This window comes from Stagnimonas aquatica (assembly GCF_003730135.1).
In the GTDB taxonomy this organism is placed as follows: Bacteria; Pseudomonadota; Gammaproteobacteria; order Nevskiales; family Nevskiaceae; genus Stagnimonas; species Stagnimonas aquatica.
The window spans coordinates 197,493-212,907 of the sequence record NZ_RJVO01000001.1 but is presented as its reverse complement, the minus strand read 5'-3'; the positions used below and the strand labels follow the sequence as shown (position 1 = coordinate 212,907).

At 67.5% G+C, this 15,415-nt stretch carries 15 protein-coding genes; all 15 read left to right on the top strand.

The genetic code is table 11. The features are described from left to right. The first annotated feature begins 5 nt into the window (after positions 1-5). The 15 genes from tsaC to ED208_RS00885 all read left to right on the top strand — a co-directional run bounded on the left by tsaC (position 6) and on the right by ED208_RS00885 (position 15,404). The gene (gene tsaC, locus ED208_RS00955) at positions 6-557 is read left to right on the top strand and encodes an L-threonylcarbamoyladenylate synthase type 1 TsaC (protein WP_123209984.1); all 552 of its coding nucleotides are present in this window, start codon (positions 6-8) and stop codon (positions 555-557) included. A gap of 27 nt (positions 558-584) precedes the next feature. Continuing rightward, on the top strand, positions 585-1,517 hold the full coding sequence (gene hemF / locus ED208_RS00950; RefSeq protein WP_123209983.1) for an oxygen-dependent coproporphyrinogen oxidase: 933 nt from the start codon (positions 585-587) through the stop codon (positions 1,515-1,517). Further along, on the top strand, positions 1,514-1,900 hold the full coding sequence (locus tag ED208_RS00945) for an ACT domain-containing protein (protein ID WP_199720468.1): 387 nt from the start codon (positions 1,514-1,516) through the stop codon (positions 1,898-1,900). The genes hemF and ED208_RS00945 overlap by 4 nt, the downstream gene beginning before the upstream one ends. Positions 1,901-1,943: 43 nt before the next feature. After that, positions 1,944-2,885: a LysR substrate-binding domain-containing protein gene (locus ED208_RS00940; RefSeq protein ID WP_123209982.1), complete on the top strand. Its 942-nt coding sequence runs from the start codon at positions 1,944-1,946 to the stop codon at positions 2,883-2,885. 75 nt (positions 2,886-2,960) lie between these two features. After that, complete coding sequence (locus tag ED208_RS00935; RefSeq protein ID WP_199720467.1) at positions 2,961-3,386, top strand: DUF1499 domain-containing protein; 426 nt, start codon at positions 2,961-2,963, stop codon at positions 3,384-3,386. 63 nt (positions 3,387-3,449) lie between these two features. Continuing rightward, on the top strand, positions 3,450-4,730 hold the full coding sequence (locus tag ED208_RS00930; protein WP_123209981.1) for an NAD(P)/FAD-dependent oxidoreductase: 1,281 nt from the start codon (positions 3,450-3,452) through the stop codon (positions 4,728-4,730). Between the two features lie 68 nt (positions 4,731-4,798). Then, on the top strand, positions 4,799-5,608 hold the full coding sequence (locus ED208_RS00925; protein WP_123209980.1) for a DUF1365 domain-containing protein: 810 nt from the start codon (positions 4,799-4,801) through the stop codon (positions 5,606-5,608). Then, entirely contained in the window at positions 5,605-6,894 is a 1,290-nt protein-coding gene (locus ED208_RS00920; protein ID WP_233574733.1) for an SAM-dependent methyltransferase, read from the top strand. Before ED208_RS00925 ends, ED208_RS00920 begins: the two co-directional genes overlap by 4 nt. Beyond that, entirely contained in the window at positions 6,891-7,253 is a 363-nt protein-coding gene (locus ED208_RS00915; protein ID WP_123209979.1) for a DUF1475 family protein, read from the top strand. The genes ED208_RS00920 and ED208_RS00915 overlap by 4 nt, the downstream gene beginning before the upstream one ends. 221 nt (positions 7,254-7,474) lie before the next feature. Further along, positions 7,475-8,563 carry a pilus assembly protein PilM gene (locus ED208_RS00910; protein ID WP_123209978.1) on the top strand — a complete coding sequence of 363 codons (1,089 nt, stop codon included), beginning with the start codon at positions 7,475-7,477 and terminating at the stop codon, positions 8,561-8,563. A 10-nt stretch (positions 8,564-8,573) separates the two neighbouring features. Next, positions 8,574-9,170, top strand: a complete 597-nt coding sequence (locus ED208_RS00905) for a PilN domain-containing protein (RefSeq protein WP_123209977.1) — start codon at positions 8,574-8,576, stop codon at positions 9,168-9,170. Then, entirely contained in the window at positions 9,167-9,802 is a 636-nt protein-coding gene (locus ED208_RS00900; RefSeq protein WP_123209976.1) for a type IV pilus inner membrane component PilO, read from the top strand. Before ED208_RS00905 ends, ED208_RS00900 begins: the two co-directional genes overlap by 4 nt. After that, positions 9,799-10,314 (top strand): pilus assembly protein PilP, encoded by a 516-nt coding sequence (locus tag ED208_RS00895; RefSeq protein ID WP_123209975.1) that lies wholly within the window; start codon positions 9,799-9,801, stop codon positions 10,312-10,314. Before ED208_RS00900 ends, ED208_RS00895 begins: the two co-directional genes overlap by 4 nt. Before the next feature lie 70 nt (positions 10,315-10,384). Continuing rightward, complete coding sequence (locus tag ED208_RS00890; RefSeq protein ID WP_233574732.1) at positions 10,385-12,511, top strand: type IV pilus secretin PilQ; 2,127 nt, start codon at positions 10,385-10,387, stop codon at positions 12,509-12,511. A gap of 79 nt (positions 12,512-12,590) precedes the next feature. Then, positions 12,591-15,404 carry a hypothetical protein gene (locus ED208_RS00885; protein WP_123209974.1) on the top strand — a complete coding sequence of 938 codons (2,814 nt, stop codon included), beginning with the start codon at positions 12,591-12,593 and terminating at the stop codon, positions 15,402-15,404. Positions 15,405-15,415 lie beyond the last annotated feature (11 nt).

Here is a 15,415-nt window from a genome sequence, read left to right as displayed (position 1 = left end):
GACGTATGAGCGACTTGGCGCTGCGGCGCGCGGTCCGGCAATTGCGTGCCGGTGCGGTGGTGGCGGTGCCCACCGAGGCGGTCTGGGGCCTGTCCTGCAATCCCTTCGACCGCGCGGCGGTGGAGCGTCTGCTGCGGCTCAAGGAGCGCGACTGGCGCAAGGGTCTGATCGTGGTCGCCAGCGAGATCGACGCTCTGGCGCCGTTCATCGAGATTCCGTCCTCGATGGCGCTCAAGCGGGCCCGCCAGACCTGGCCCGGGCCGGCCACCTGGGTGTTCCCGGCGGCGCCGACGGCGCCGATCTGGATCAGCGGCGAGCACGACAGCATCGCGGTGCGGGTCACCGCGCATCCGCTGCTGGCGGCCCTGTGCCGTCGCTACGGTGGCGCCCTGGTATCCACCAGCGCCAACCGCGCCGGCCAGCCGCCGGTGCGCAGCATCGCCGAGCTGCGCCTGCGCTTCGGTCCCCAGCTGCCGGCGGTGCCCGGCGCTCTGGGTGGCATGCAGCGGCCCACCAGCATCCGCGAGGCGGCGACCGGCCACATCCTGCGGCGCTGAGCGCTGGCGGGCGCCTACAATCGGCGCATGAGTCCAACTTCCACTATTCCCGACGCCGGTCCTGATCCGGCCGCAGTCGAAGCCTGGCTGCGCGGCTATCAGGACTGGCTGTGCGCCCGCGTCGAGGCCGCCGACGGCGAGGCGCGCTTCCTGCGCGACCGCTGGAGCAAGCCTGCCGACGCCAAGTTGCAGGGCGAGGGCGACACCGCCGTGCTCGCCGAGGGGCGGGTGTTCGAGCGCGCCGGTGTAGCCCGCTCGCTGGTACGCGGGCCGGCGCTGCCGCCTTCGGCGACCAAGCTGCGCCCCGAACTGGCCGGGCGGCCATTCACCGCCATGGGCGTGTCGGTGGTATTCCACCCGCGCAATCCGCACGTACCGACCACCCACTGCAACGTCCGACTGCTCAGCGTCGGTGGCGAGGGCGCGCCGGCCTGGTGGTTTGGCGGCGGCTTTGATCTGACCCCCTATTACGGCTACGCCGAGGACGTGCGCGGCTGGCACGCGGCGGCGCGGGCGGCGGTGGGCGAGGCCCTGTATCCGGCGTTCAAGCGCCAGTGCGACGAGTATTTCTACCTGCCGCACCGGCAGGAGCCGCGCGGCGTCGGCGGGCTGTTCTACGACGATTTCACCGAGGGTGGCTTTGCCGCCGGCTTCGCGCTGATGCAGCGGGTGGGCGAGGGCTTCTGGAATGCCTACGCGCCCATCGTCGAGCGGCGCCAGCACCAAGCCTATGGCGAGCGGGAGACCAGCTGGCAGCGGCTGCGTCGCGGCCGCTATGCCGAATTCAACCTGGTCTGGGATCGTGGTACCCACTTTGGCCTGCAAAGCGGTGGCCGCACCGAGTCGATCCTGATGTCGATGCCGCCCAGAGTCGAGTGGCGCTACGATTTCCAGCCAGAACCCGGCAGTCCGGAGGCGGCACTGATGAGCGACTACCTGATCGCGAAGGATTGGCTGTGAGCGGGCTGCGCCGGCTGCGGCTGATGGTGCACCCCTGGCGCCTGGTGGTGGCGCGGCTGCCGCCTGCGACGCCGCTGCGCGACGCGGTGGACACGCTCGGCGCCGAGGGCTTTGGCGCCGTGGTGCGCTCTGCGGAATCGGTGACCGTGGTGCGCGAAGTGCACGCGCGTGACCAGGGCCTGGTCTGGCGCGCGCTGGAGATCGCAGGGCCGTTCGCGTTCTCCGAAACCGGCGTGCTCGCGGCCCTGGCGGAACCGCTGGCGGCGGCCGGCGTCAGCATCTTTGCCGTCAACAGCTACGAAACCGATTTCGTGCTGGTGCCGGAGGTGGATCTGGAGCGTGCCCGCGAAGCCATCGCCCGCGCCGGCCACCAGCTTGGCTAGCCTTCCGCAATCCGCAATCCGCAATCCGCAATCCGCAATCGAAATGACCCTCACCGAGCTGCGTTACATCGTCAACCTCGACAAGGAACGGCACTTCGGGCGGGCCGCCGAGCGCAGCTTTGTCAGCCAGCCGACGCTGTCGGTGGCGGTGAAGAAGCTCGAAGACGAGCTGGGGGTGATCCTGTTCGAGCGCACCCGTGGCGAGGTGCGGCCCACCGATGTCGGCCTGCGCATCGTCGGCCAGGCCCGGCGGGTACTGGCCGAGGCCAAGCTGGTGGAAGACCTTGCCCGCGAAGGCAAGGACGAGTTGGTTGGCCCCATCCGCCTGGGCGCGATCTACACCGTCGGTCCCTACCTGTTGCCCGGACTGGTGCCGGTGCTGAAGGCGCGGGCGCCGGAGATGCCGCTGGTGATCGAGGAGAACTTCACCGCCAAGCTGCTGGAGCAGTTGCGCGACAACGAGCTGGACGTCGCCATCCTCGCCCTGCCGGTCGATCTCACCGGGCTGGTCGCCTGGCCGGTCTATGACGAGGACTTCGTCGCCGTGCTGCCGGAGGGCCACCGCTGGGCGCAGCTGCCCGCGCTACCGTCCAAGCGGCTGGCCGAGGAGCACCTGCTGCTGCTCGGCCCCGGACACTGCTTCCGCGACCAGGTGGTGCAGGCCTGTCCGAAGTGCATCGAGCCGGAGAACGCCGGCGCCCGGGCGCTGACGGGCTCCTCGCTGGAGACCATCCGCTACATGGTGGCCTCCGGCTTGGGTATCACCGTGGCGCCGCGGGCGGCGATGGAAAACCGCGATGCCGCCGGCCTGGTGGCTGTCGATCTCGCCGAGCCGGCGCCGGGGCGGCAGGTGGCGATCCTGTTCCGGCGCGGCTTCCCGCGCATGCAGGCGGTGCGGGTACTGCGCGAGGCGGTGCTGGCCTCGGGCATGCGCGGCGTACGCTGGTTGCCGGACAGCACCCCGGCCGAGTCGGGACCGCACTGAATCGAAACCGGCGGTGGACCGCTGCGCCGGATCGGCGCACGCGGCCCTGAGCTGGCCTGGCCTTGGGAGAGGCAAATGGCGTGGTTGAATCTGACCGGGGCCAGACCCCGGAATCTGGGCGTGCAGGCCGACGGTAGCCTGAGGGCCTGTCGTCCGGGCGCCGGCAACTGTGTCTGCAGCCAGCACCCGCGCGGCGCTCGCGACCCCAATCACGTGCAGCCGTTCCGTTATTCCGGCAACGCCGGCGACGCCATGACCCGGCTGCTGGCGGTGCTGCTGCAACAGCCGCGCTGCCGGCTGGTCAGCACTTCCCCGACCTATATCCACGCCGAATTCCAGTCGGCCCTGCTGGGCTTTGTCGATGACGCCGAATTCCTGTTGGCGTCGGCGGACTCGCTGATCCACGTCCGTTCCGCAGCGCGGCTGGGCCTTAGCGACTTCGGCATCAACCGCGCCCGTGTCGAGCAGCTGCGCGTCGCCTTCGATTCCATCGACGAGTAGGTCCGGTTGCATCCTTTGGCGGGCTCGCGACGTACCATCGGCGCACCATCACCTCTCGCTCTCATGAAAATCGCTGTCGTCGGTTCCGGTATCTCCGGTCTTTCCGCTGCCTACTTCCTGGCTCAGCGCCACGAAGTCACCCTGTTCGAGCAGGACGGGCGGGTCGGCGGTCACACCCACACCGTCGAAGTGCCGCTGGCGGACGGCGGCCTGCAGCCGGTGGATACCGGCTGGATCGTCTACAACGGCGTCAACTATCCCAACCTCACCGCGCTGTTCGGCGAACTGGGCGTGCAGACCCGGCCGACCAGCATGTCCTTCGCAGTGTCGATCGGCGACGGCCGCTACGAATGGAAGGGCAGCGACCAGCTGTGGAGCGTGTTCGCCCAGCCGTCCAACCTGTTCCGGCCCGGCCACATCCGCATGCTGCTGGACATCCTGCGCCTCAACCGCGTCGCCAATGCCGCCCTGCGTTCGGGCCGGTTGCCGACCGGCAGCCTCGGCGACTGGCTGGACAGCGCCGGCTTCTCGCAGGAGCTGCGCCGCGACTACCTGCTGCCGATGGCCGGCCTGATCTGGAGCTGCTCGCCGCAGAAGGCGGCGGAGTACCCGGTCGACGATTTCATGCGCTTCTTCGACAGCCACAGCCTGTTCACCGCTACCCAGCAGCCGACCTGGCATACGGTGATCGGCGGCAGTCACAGCTACGTCAAGCGCCTGCTTGAGCGCTACCGGGGGCAGATCCGCTTGCACAGTCCGGTGCTCGGGCTGCGGCGGGTCGACGGCGGGGTCGAGCTGCGCAGCGGCGAGGGCAGCGCCCGTTACGACCAGGTGATCTGCGCCACTCACTCTGACCAGGCCCTGCGGCTGCTGGCGGATCCGGCCGAGGACGAGCGCGCGGTGCTGGCCGGCATTCCCTACAACCACAGCCGGGTGCTGCTGCACAGCGACACTTCCTTCCTGCCGCGCCGCCGCGCCGCCTGGGCGAGCTGGAACTACACCCACCCGGTCTCGGAGGTCCACGATGAGCCGATCTCCGGCAGCTACTGGATGAACCTGCTGCAGGGCATCCCCGGTGAGCGCCAGTACATCGTCAGCCTCAATCCGCGCCGGGAGCCGGCGCCCGGCAGCCTGATCGCCGATCTCTCCTACGAGCACCCGCACTACGGCCCCGGCAGCCGCTTGACCCACGACCGACTGCCCGACATCCAGGGCCGTTCCGGCCTCTGGTGGGCCGGCGCCTGGACCGCCTACGGCTTCCACGAGGACGGCCTCAAGTCCGGCCTGCGGGTGGTGCGGGGTATTGATCCGGCCTGTCTGCCGGCCTGGGTGAGCGGGGTCTAGATGCGCTGCCAGCGCCGCTGCGCAGGACCTGCGGCCGGTCGGCAAGCCGGCGGGCAGGGGTGGCGGCGATGAAGGCCGCGGAAGTCCACGCCGAGGACGGCGTGCTCTACACGTTGCGGGTGATGCACCGCCGGCGGGTGGCGCCCGAGTACCGCTTCGTCTACCGCCTGTTCTATCTGCTGCTGGATATCGACCGCCTGCCGGAGCTGGATCGGCGGTTGCGCTGCTTCGGCTACAACCGGCGCGGCCTCATTTCCTTCCACGACCGCGATCACGGCCGTGGCGAGCCGGGCGGGCTGCGGCGCTGGGCGGAATCGGTGCTGGCCGGGCAGGGGGTCGAGCTGGCCGGCGGCCGCATCCGCCTGCTGACCCAGCCGCGCATGCTGGGCTGGGGCTTCAATCCGGTCAGCTTCTGGTACTGCGAGCACGCCGATGGCCGCCTGCGGGCGGTGATCGCCGAGGTCAACAACACCTTTGGCGAACGGCACAGCTATGTGCTGACCGCCGCTTCTGCGGAGGCTAGCTTTGCATCTGCGGACGCGGGCCTGCCGTATGAGCTCGAGCTGACCAAGGAAAAATGCTTCCACGTCTCGCCGCTGTTCGATCTGCGAGGCCGCTACCACTTCCGGTTCTCCGAACCGGGGCAGCGCCTCCGGGTGGTGCTCAACGAGACCCGTGACGGGGCGCCGCTGATCGACACCGCGATGGCGGGCGAACGCCGGGAGCTGAAGGACGCCGTCCTCCTTGGGCAGCTGCTGCGGATGCCGGTGCAGGCCTTCAAGGTCGTCGCCGCCATCCACTGGCAGGCATTGAAGATCTGGTTGCGCGGAGCGAAGTTTCACCGCAAGCCCAGCCCCCCCGATCTGGAGGCGACGTGAAGGAACAAGAACAACAGCAGCAACCCCTGCAGGCGGATTTTCAGCGGATTCTCGGCCGCGACGGCTTTTCGCCGGACCTGCCCAGTGATTTCAGCAGCGCCGGCAGCACCCGAGGCTTGTCCTGGGGGCTGAAGCTGTTCACCTACATGCTGTCCGGCCTGCAGGTCGGCAGCCTGGATCTGAGCCTGCCGAACGGCGCCACCCGACGCTTCGAAGGCACGCGGCCGGGGCCGCACGGGGTGCTGCGGATCAAGAGCGACCGCGTGATTGGCCACGTACTGCGTGGCGGCGAAGTCGGCTTCGGCGAGGCCTATCTCGACGACTGCTGGGACTCGCCCGATCTGGCGCGCCTGCTGGCGGTGCTCTACCTCAACGAGCCCTATTACAAGGGGCCGTTCGAGAAGAACCTGCTCGGCCGCATCTACGGCTACTGGCAGCATCGCCGCCGCGCCAACACCAAGGCCAAGGCGCGCGAGAACATCGAGTACCACTACGACCTCGGCAACGAGTTCTACAAGATGTGGCTCGACGACACCATGGCCTATTCGTCCGGCATGTTCATCCAGCCGAACGAGACCCTGATGGACGCCCAGCTGAACAAGTTCCGGCTGATGTTCGAGCGCCTGGAGCTGAAGCCCGAGCACCATCTGCTGGAGATTGGCTCCGGCTGGGGCGGTTTCGCCATCTACGCGGCCAAACACGCCGGCTGCCGGGTGCATTCGATCACCCTCAGCAAGGAGCAGCTGGCGGAAGCCCGTCTGCGCGCCGAGCAGGCCGGAGTGGCTGATCGGGTGAGTTTCGAGCTGCGCGACTACCGGGATGTCAGCGGCAGCTACGACCGGGTGGTCTCCATCGAGATGTACGAGGCGGTGGGTGAGGAATATTGGCCCGGTTATTTCGAGGCCATCGCCAAGGCCCTGAAGCCCGGCGGCATCGCCGCCCTGCAGGGCATCACCATCAGCCCGAAGATCTTCGATCAGTACCGCAGCAAGCGCGACTTCATCCAGAAGTACATCTTCCCGGGCGGCATGCTCTGCACCCCGGAGCTGTTCCAGGTGCTGGCCGGCACCGCCGGCCTGAGTTCGCACCGGCCGGAGTTCTTCGCCAAGGACTACGCCGACACCCTGGCGCACTGGGACCGCAATGTGCAGGCGGTGCGCGAGCAGATCGTCGGCCAGTTCGACCAGCGCTTCTACCGCATGTGGCGCTATTACCTGGCCTATTGCGAGTGCGGGTTCCGCACCGGCAGTATCGACCTCATGCACATCAGCCTGAAGAAAGCGTGAAACCGGCAATCGTCACACTCGCCCTGGCGTCGCTGCTGGGGCTGATCGCGGTCTCGGTCTGGGCCAGCGGCCTGCAGAGCATCGTGCCGGCGATCCGCGAGCTGCTGACTCAGCCGTCTGCCGGCAACAACCCCTGGTTCATCGCCACTCTCGCCGACGCCTACTTCGGCTTTCTCTGGTTCTGGCTGTGGGTGGCCTACAAGGAAGTGCGCTGGAGCGCCCGCCTGATCTGGTTGTTGCTGATCCTCGGCCTGGGCAACATGGCGATGGCGGCCTACGCCCTGCTGGTCTTGCTGCGCCTGCCCAGGGGGAGCAGCGTCGAGGACTTCCTGCTGCGCCGGCGCCCCGGCCCCCGCTGAAACCCACCCCGATCCGGCTCTGGCCGGCTTCTTGCACCGCTCTGCGGCCGGTTTCCTCAAAACCGGATTAACAGCGACATCAGGCACTTGGCTGATGTAGTTCTAGTTGCGTCGCAGGTCGTTTCCGTTATAGTAAGTTTAGCCACCGGTTTCAGGTCTGGCGCCTGGAGTGCGGTGCAGGGGAATGCGGGTCAACCGGTGCTGGGGGCGGGGCTGACGTTATGTCGATCCTAGATAAGCTGATGGGCAAGGGCGCCAGCCGCGGGCTGGTCGGGCTCGATATCAGCTCGAGCGCCGTAAAACTGCTGGAACTGGCCCGTCGCGGTGACCGCTATGTGGTCGAGTCCTACGCGGTCGAGCCGTTGCCGGTGGACGCCGTCACCGACAAGCAGATCAACCAGCCGGAATTGGTCGCCGAGGCGGTCAAAAAAGCCTTCCAGCGGGCCGGCACCAGCACCAAGAACGTCGCGGTGGCGGTGGCCGGGTCTTCGGTCATCACCAAGATCGTGCAGATGTCCTCTTCGCTGAGCGAGGTGGACATGGAAGAACAGATCAAGGTCGAAGCCGACCAGTACATCCCCTATCCCATCGAGGAGGTCAACATGGACTTCCAGGTGCTGGGGGTGTCCGACAAGGATGCCGGCGCGGTCGACGTGCTGCTTGCCGCCTGCCGGCGCGAGCAGGTCGATCAGCGGGTGGCCGCCGCCGAACTGGCCGGGCTCAAGCCGGTGGTGGTCGACATCGAGGCCTACGCGCTGGAAAGCGCCTGCCAGTTCCTCAGCCACCAGATGCCCAATGAAGGCGCCGGCAAGACCGTCGCCATCGTCGATATGGGGGCTTCGACCACTTCGGTGCTGGTCCTGCACGACAACAAGACCGTCTACACCCGCGAGCAGGCTTTCGGTGGCAAGCAGCTCACCGAAGACATCATGCGTCACTACGGCATGAGCTACGAGGATGCCGGCAAGGCCAAGCGCACCGGCGATCTGCCGGAGGGTTACGAGAGCGAGGTGCTGGCGCACTTCCTGTCCGACATGGCGCAGCAGATCGACCGCAGCTTCCAGTTTTTCTTCGCCGCCTCGGCCACCCACTCGGTGATCGACCAGATCATCCTGGCCGGCGGTTGTGCCCACATCCCCGGCGTCGATCAGGCGATCCAGGACCGTCTGCAGATCCCCACCGTGCTGGCGCGGCCGTTCGCCCGCATGTCGGTGTCCTCCCGGGCGCGCCCCGCCTTGCTGGCCAAGGACGAGGCGGCGCTGCTGATCGCCTGCGGCCTGGCCTGGCGCGCCTTCGACGAGGCCGACTAGGAGACCGGGCATGACCAAGATCAACCTCCTGGACTGGCGCGCCGCACGGCGCGAAAAACGCCGTCAGGAATTCGTCGCCCGCATGGGCCTGGGCATCGTCGCGGCACTGGGTCTGGTCGCGCTTGGCTGGATGATGATGGGCAATGCCGTCAGCCGGCAGCAGGAGCGCAACAGTTATCTGACCCAGCAGATCGCCGAGATCGACCAGAAGATCAAGGAGATCGAGGAGCTGGAGAAGGTCAAGCAGAACCTGTTGGCGCGCATGCGGGTGATCGAGCAGTTGCAGAGTTCGCGTTCGGCGACGGTGCACTTCTTCGACGAGATCGTGAACACCCTGCCGGACGGCATCACCCTGACCGGTGTCCAGCAGAACGGCGACAAGGTGCAGATCAACGGCATCGCCGAGTCCAACGGCCGCATCTCCACCTACATGAAGAATCTGGAAGCCTCGCCCTGGTTCGACGATCCCAAGCTGGTGGTGATCAAGACCAGTGAGCAGAACCGTCAGCGCGAAGGCCAGTTCACCCTGCAGGTCCGCAATCTCACCAAGCAGACCCAGGAAGAGCAGGAAAAGGCGAAGGCCGCCAGCGCCGGAGGCAAGCCGTGAACGTTCAGGACGTCCTGAAGGAACTGCAATCGCTCGACGCCCAGAATCCGGGCGCCTGGCCGGGCTGGGCGCGTACGGCGGCGGTGATCCTGGTGGCCATCCTGCTGGTGGCCTCCGGCACCTGGTTCCTGATCAAGCCGGTGTACGAGGAGCTGCAGGACGAGCAGGCCAAGGAAGTGAGCCTGCGTGAGCAGTTCGAGCGCAAGCAGAAGAAGGTCGCGGCGCTCGACGCCTACAAGGATCAGCTGGCGGAGATGGAGCGCTCGTTTGGCGCCATGCTGCGGCAGCTGCCGAGCAAGACCGAGGTCGCCAACCTCTTGCAGGACATCTCCCAGACCCGCGCCCAGGCCTCGCTGGAAGAAGAGTTGTTCGAGCCGCAGGGCGAGGTGCCGCGCGATTTCTACGCCGAGGTGCCGAACAAGATCGTGGTCACCGGCAGCTATCACGAGATGGGGCAGTTCGTGAGCGCCGTCGCCGCCCTGCCGCGGATCGTCACCATCGACCAGGTCGATCTGAAGCCCGCTGGCGGACAGACCGGCAAGGGCGAGTTGCGGATGTCGGCGCTGGCCAAGACCTACCGCTATCTCGATGACTCCGAACTGCCGGCGCCGGGCAAGGGAGGCGGAAAATGAACCGCCAGCTACTCGCCCTGCTGCTGTCCTTGTCCACGCTGCTGGCCGCCTGCGGCGGCAGCAATGACGACCTCGAGGCCTACGTCGCCGAGGTCAAGGGCCGCAAGACCCGGGCGATCGAGCCGATCCCGCAGATCAAGCAGTACGAGGCATTCGCCTATCTGGCTCCGCCCGAGCGCCGCGACCCCTTCGTGCGCGCCGAGCCGCCACGCGATGCCGCCGCGCCGGCCAGCGCGCTGCGCCCAGACCTGAGCCGCAACCGCGAGCCGCTGGAGGAGTTTCCGCTCGACAGCTTGCGCATGCTCGGCGTGATCAACAAAGGCAGCGACAGCTATGCCCTGGTCAAGGCCCCCGACCGGGTGGTGCACCGCGTCACCCTGGGCAATCACATGGGCCAGAACTACGGGAAGATCGTGAAGATCTCCGAGTCCAAGGTGGATCTGGTCGAGATCGTGCCGGACGGCTTTGGTGGTTTCATGGAACGCCCCGCCAACTTGGCTCTCACGGAATAACGGATTAGGGAGCTCGACCATGCTCAGCGCACTGATGACCCGAAACGAACCGCGGTACCCGCTCCAGCTCGTGGTCCGGGCGTTCCTGCTCCTGGCCGGTCTTTCACTGCTGATGGCGGCGCCTCTGGCCCGCGCGCAGTCGGACCGGGCGCTGCAATCGGTGGACTTCGTCAACCTCGATGGCGACCGCCTGCTGCTGACCCTGACGCTGTCGCAGCCGGCCCCGGAACCGACGGTATTCACCATCGACAAGCCGGCGCGGCTGTCGCTGGATCTCGCCGATACCCGCCTGGCGCTGGCTGAGCGCTACAAGAAGATCGGCATCGGCAAGGCGCGCGCGGTGGCCGCCGCCGAGGCCAAGGGCCGTACCCGGGTAGTGGTCGAGCTGACCGAAACCACGGCGTACACGGTGCGGGTCGACGGCAACAAGGTATTCCTGGAACTGGCCGCCGGTGGCGGCGCTGTGGCGGGCAGGACGGTGGCGCCCAGCGTGGCCGCCGCGACGATGCCGGAAGCCGCCGGAGGCACGGTCAACGCCGTCGACTTCCGCCGTGGCGAAAAGGGCGAGGGCCGGATCGTGGTTTCACTCGGCGACCCGCGCACAGCGGTGGACGTCAAGGAAGAAAGCGGCAAGGTGGTGGTCCGCTTCAAGAACGCCCGCGCGGCCGAGAAGCTGCTGCGCCGCCTCGATGTGCTCGATTTCGCCACGCCGGTGAAGTTCATCGACGTCGCCCGCGAGGGCATCAACACCGTGCTGACTGTCACTCCGATCAGCGGCGCCGATTTCGAGCAGCTCGCCTACCAGTCTGGCGAGCTGTTCACGCTGGAGCTGCAACCACTGACTTCGGAGCGGCTGGAAGAGAAGCGCCGCAACGAGCCGCTCTACACCGGCGAGCGCATCTCGCTGTCGTTCCAGAGCGTCGATGTGCGCTCGCTGCTGCAGATCATTGCCGACGTCGCCGGCACCAACATGGTGGTCAGTGACTCGGTATCCGGCGAGATCGCCATGCGGCTGCAGAACGTGCCCTGGGACCAGGCGCTGGACATCATCCTGCGCACCAAGGGGCTGGGCATCCGCCGGCAGGGCAACGTCATGCTGGTGGCGCCGATGGGCGAGCTGGCCGAGCGCGAGAAGAGCGAGGCCGAGGCGGAAAAGGCCAAGGTCACGCTGTCGCCGCTGCGCTCCGAGATCATCCAGATCAACTACGCCAAGGCCAGCGAGATCGCGGCGCTGCTGAAATCCGGCGAAAACTCGCTGATGAGCGAGCGCGGCCGCATCACCGTCGACGACCGCACCAATACCTTGCTGGTGCTGGAGTCGCGCGAGAAGCTGGCGGAAATCCGCGAGCTGATCAGCCGGCTCGACATCCCGGTGCGGCAGGTCCTGATCGAGTCGCGCATCGTGGTCGCCAACGACGATTATTCCAAGGAGCTGGGTGCCCGCTTCGGCGCCACCACCGTTGGCCGCAACGGCAATAACGGCATCGTCACCAGCACCGGCTCTGCCGCTGGCACCAACACCATCGTCAACGACTATCTCAATGGCGGCTTCCCGGTGAATCTGCCCGGCCCGGTGGGCACCGGCACGCCGGCGACCGACCGCTACAACGTCAACCTGCCGGCCTCGGCCAATGCCGGCCGCATCGCCTTCGCGCTGCTGGGCGCGGACTACCTGCTGGATCTGGAGCTGTCGGCCCTGCAGACCGAAGGCCGTGGCGAGGTCATGTCGAATCCCCGTGTCATTACCGCCAACGCCAAGCAGGCCTCCATCGAGCAGGGCATCGAGATTCCCTACCAGCAGGCGACCAGTAGCGGCGCGACCTCGGTGTCGTTCAAGAAGGCGGTGCTGTCGCTGAAGGTGCTGCCGCAGATCACCCCGGATGAGAAGATCATCATGGACCTGGAGGTCAACAACGACAGCCGTGGCCAGGACGTGAACACCGGCAACGGCGGTTTGGCGCCCTCCATCGACACCCGCAAGATCAACACCCAGGTGCTGGTGGACAATGGTCAGACCGTGGTGCTGGGCGGCATCTACCAGCAGACCAATCGCGATACCGTCAACAAGATCCCCTTCCTGGGCGATCTGCCGTTCCTGGGCAATGCCTTCAAGTTCCGCTCCAACGTCTCGACCAAGGCGGAACTGCTGATCTTCATCACCCCGAGGATCATCACCGAAGGGCTGAAGGTGAATTAAATCGACAGTCCTTGGCATCGGAGCCCCGGGGGTGCTTGGCTATACTCCCGGGGTTTCTCGTTTCTGCGAGCAAAAAATCATGACTTCCAAAGCGAGCCTGCGCGCCGCACTGCTGGCCCTGGCCGGCCTGGTTTCCGCCTGCGGCGGTGGTGGTGGCGACAGCAGCTGCCTGATCCCCGACCTCTGCGGGGGCTCCAGTAGCGGTGGCAGCAGTGGCGGCAGCAATAGCGGAGTCACCGCCGCCAAATCCCGGCTGAAGGTGCTGGGGCCGGTCAACGATGCCACCGGAACCCGCTACGGCTCCGGACAACTGGTGCTGGCACCGTCCAGCCGCACCCTGGGCTTCGTCGCCCGGCTGGAAGACATCCGCAACACCAACAATCCGCGTCCGCTGGCCGGCTACGACATCAACCTCGACGTGCTCTCCGGCGGCACCGCCTACACCAAGGCGCGCAGCGTGGTGCTGAGTTCCGACGGCGTCTGCCCCGCCACCGGCGGCGCCCGTGGCGCGACCACCGATGCCAGCGGCGAGGTGACCTTCTGCTTTGTCGCACCCCCGACCTCGGAGGTCGATGCCGGCGATGAGCTGGCGCTGAGCCTGCGCGCCTCGGCTTTCCTGCCCACCACCGCCGGCTCGACCAGCGTCACCGCCGTGCGCGACAGCTTCGCGCTGTACGTCGAGAATCCGTCCAACAGTTACACCCTGACCGTCGCCGGCCCCAATGGCGAGCCCACCGACGCGGCCACGGTCGGGGCTGGCGAGACCCTGAGCGGCTTCACCGCCACCCTGGCTTCCGAGGCCGGAGCCAGCCTGCCGAGTCCGCGTCCTTTCGTGCGTCTGACCAGCAGCCTGGGCGACATCGTCGGCACCACCGCCTCGGGCGGGACGGTGAACAGCCGTGGTGTGCTGAACTTCGGCTACAAGGGCGGTTGTCCGGACTCCGCAGCCACCACCGAGGTGGTGACGCTGACAGCTGCCGCCACCGTCGGCGGCCAGCCGGTGGAGCAGGAGTACAACCTCAACGTCGTGCGCCGTGCCACCACGCTCAGCATCACCCTGCCGTCTGGCGGCAGCGCCTTTTATTCCGGCGACACCTTGCAGGGCATCAGTTACCGCCTGGTGCGGAGCGGTGGCGGCAGCGTTGCTGCCACCCCGATCACCGTCCAGGCGGCCGTGGTCACCAACGGCATCTCGACGCCGGTGGGCAAATTCATCGAACCGGTGACCGGTGACTTCGGAAACCCGCTGACCTTGCCCGCCTCCTCCAGCGGCAGCCTGACCCTCAACTACCAGGCGGAGTCCGGACTGCGCAGCAACCAGACCGTCACGCTCACCGCCGGCGCCAGTGACGACAGCCTCTGCATACGCTCCACCGCCACCAGCAAGACCCTGCAGGTGCAGCAGAAGGGCACCGGCAGCCTGGTGCTGCTGGGCGACAGCGGCGAGCCCAGCGGCGGCATCAGCCTAGGGCAGGAGGAGATCGGTAGCCTGGTGATACGGGCCCTGGACGGACGCGGCAATGCCGTCCCCGATGTCGCGATCTCGCTGAGCGCGAGCAGCGGCCGCATCGAGATTCCCGGTTCGCCGGGGGCTAGTACCGCCGCCACCGGCGCCGACGGCAGCCTGCTGATCGACTACGTGGCGCCCAGCACCATCGCCGAAGAGGGCAGCGCGACGCTGACCGCCAGCGGTACGGTGGATGGCCGCGCGCTCAGCGGCAGCTACCGCGTCCTGCTGGTGCCGCCGACGCCGCCCTCGGCACCAGTACTGACCCTCAGTGGTCCCGGAGAAGCCTCGCCGGGCATCGAGCGCACCGGCTATGTAGCCCGCTTGCAACGGCTTGACGGGACCGCCGTGCAAGGCACCACCGTGAACCTCACGGCCAGCAATGGCACGGTCACTGTCTACGAGGCCGGCACGCCGCGTCCGGGCGTCACCGCCCTGGCTACCGATGCCACCGGCAAGCTCAGCTTCTCGCTGACGCCGAGCAGCAGCCTGTCCAGCGACACCACGGCGGTCATCACCGCCGCAGTGGCCAGCGGGCAGGCGCTCAGCGCCGAATGCAGCAGCAATGCCGATGCGGTCTGCAGCCGCAGCAGCAACGTCACCGTCCGCAAGGACCGCTTCCAGTTCACCGCGCCGCTGTACGGCGCGGCGGTGGCGGTGGGCAGCGCCAATGCCCAGGCGCTGAACTTTGCCTGGCAGACGGCGGACGGCAGCAGCGTTGCCGAATGCGTCGACCTCAGCGTCAGCTTCACCGGCGCCGGCGATGCCTCCTACGGACTGATTGTCGGCAGCGATCCGACGCCGCAGACGCAGAAGCGGCGCGCCCAGCTCAATGCCAGTGGTGCCTTCTCGACGCCGATCTCGGTGTATAGCGACCGTTCCGGTTTCCTGGAGATCACCGCTCGCGAAAACCGTGGCTGCGCCGCCACCGCCAGCGGCCCGCTCACCGCGACCACCGGCGTGCAGTTCTTCGACGAGGTCTGCGGAACCACCAGCGACGGCCGCAACTGCGTGGACCTCAGCGCGCCGGTGCGGGTACTGACCTCGCCGGACAGCAGCGGCGCTCAGCGCACCGCCACCCTGACTCTGGACGTCCGCAACAACGCCTACCAGCCGATCGACGGTGCGCCGGTGAGTTTCACCATCACCAGCCCGGTCAGCTGCGCCGGCGCCTTGAACGAACGTGTGTTCCCGGGCGGCGGTACCACCAACGCCAATGGCACCGCGACCACCCAGTACTTCGTCCCCAACTTCAGCCCGCAGCTCGCCAACGGGACCAGTTGCCAGGTGGAGATCCAGGGTTGCGTGCGCGGACGCAGCGGTTCCGACCCGGACGCGGTGTTCTGCAGCACGCGGACGGTCATTGTTCAGCAGCCCACTCCCTGATTGCGGATTCC

Bases quoted from the DNA above. Each gene is read 5' to 3' on its own strand.
- ED208_RS00895 (WP_123209975.1), top strand. From the start codon at position 9,799: ATGAACCGCCAGCTACTCGCCCTGCTGCTGTCCTTGTCCACGCTGCTG.
- ED208_RS00910 (WP_123209978.1), top strand. From the start codon at position 7,475: ATGTCGATCCTAGATAAGCTGATGGGCAAGGGCGCCAGCCGCGGGCTG.
- ED208_RS00930 (WP_123209981.1), top strand. From the start codon at position 3,450: ATGAAAATCGCTGTCGTCGGTTCCGGTATCTCCGGTCTTTCCGCTGCC.
- ED208_RS00935 (WP_199720467.1), top strand. From the start codon at position 2,961: ATGGCGTGGTTGAATCTGACCGGGGCCAGACCCCGGAATCTGGGCGTG.
- hemF (WP_123209983.1), top strand. From the start codon at position 585: ATGAGTCCAACTTCCACTATTCCCGACGCCGGTCCTGATCCGGCCGCA.
- tsaC (WP_123209984.1), top strand. From the start codon at position 6: ATGAGCGACTTGGCGCTGCGGCGCGCGGTCCGGCAATTGCGTGCCGGT.
- ED208_RS00925 (WP_123209980.1), top strand. From the start codon at position 4,799: ATGAAGGCCGCGGAAGTCCACGCCGAGGACGGCGTGCTCTACACGTTG.
- ED208_RS00885 (WP_123209974.1), top strand. From the start codon at position 12,591: ATGACTTCCAAAGCGAGCCTGCGCGCCGCACTGCTGGCCCTGGCCGGC.
- ED208_RS00940 (WP_123209982.1), top strand. From the start codon at position 1,944: ATGACCCTCACCGAGCTGCGTTACATCGTCAACCTCGACAAGGAACGG.
- ED208_RS00905 (WP_123209977.1), top strand. From the start codon at position 8,574: ATGACCAAGATCAACCTCCTGGACTGGCGCGCCGCACGGCGCGAAAAA.